The 993-nt window shown below is 67.6% G+C and carries 2 protein-coding genes; both read left to right on the forward strand.

The genetic code is table 11. The features are described from left to right. Window positions 1-333 (forward strand): aromatic amino acid lyase (locus AC1DQP_RS20890; protein WP_478052484.1); only part of this gene is annotated, 333 nt, incomplete at its 5' end. After that, window positions 330-993 (forward strand): N-formylglutamate deformylase (hutG, locus tag AC1DQP_RS20895; RefSeq protein ID WP_478052485.1); only part of this gene is annotated, 664 nt, incomplete at its 3' end. The genes AC1DQP_RS20890 and hutG, both read left to right, overlap by 4 nt.

The raw sequence follows: 993 nt of genomic DNA on the forward strand, positions 1-993 counted from the left end.
AGCTTTGCTTCGCTCCCGACCTCGGCCAACCAGGAAGACCATGTATCGATGGCCGCACATGGCGCGCGTCGGCTGCTGGCGATGGCCGAGAACGCGGCCAACGTGGTCGGCATCGAACTGCTGGCTGCCGCGCAGGGCTGTGATTTCCACGCCCCGCTGCGTTCCAGCGACGCGCTGGAAACCGTGCGTGCGCGCCTGCGCGCGCAGGTGCCGACGCTGCAGGACGATCGCTATTTCCATCCGGACATGGTGGCCGCCACCACGCTGGTCCGCAGCGGCGCGGTGGCCGAAGGCCTGACGCACCTGCTGCCGCAGGTGGAGCCGCTGGCATGACCCTGCACCCGGAATGGTTGCAGGTGCACGAAGGCGAGGCGCCATTGATCGTCAGCTTTCCGCACACCGGCAGCGAGCTGCCGCACGACCTGATCGACCGTTACCACTCGCCGTGGCTGGCCCGGCGCGATACCGACTGGTGGGTGCACGATCTGTACGACTTCGCGCGCGGCATGGGCGCCACCACGGTGCGCTCGGCGATTTCGCGTTCGGTGATCGACCTCAACCGCGATCCCAGCGGCGTGTCGCTGTATCCCGGGCAGAACACCACCGGGCTGTGCCCGCTGACCACCTTCGACAACCAGCCGCTGTACCACGCGGGCATGGAACCGGACGAGGCGGAAATCGCGCGCCGTCGCGACACGTATTTTGCGCCCTACCACGATGTCCTGGCCGCGCAGATCGCGCGGCTGCGCCAGCGCCACGGCACCGTGGTGGTGTATGACGCACACTCGATCCGCTCACACATCCCGCACCTGTTCGACGGCGAACTGCCGCAGTTCAACCTGGGTACCGCCGGTCCGTCCGGTACCGTGGACACCTCCTGCGACAACACGCTCAGCGACGTGGTGGAGAACCTGTGCCGGATCAGTGGCCTGCCCCACGTGCGCAACGGGCGCTTCAAGGGTGGCTGGATCACCCGTCACTACAGCGGCATCC

Source organism: Stenotrophomonas sp. P5_A8 (assembly GCF_056400545.1).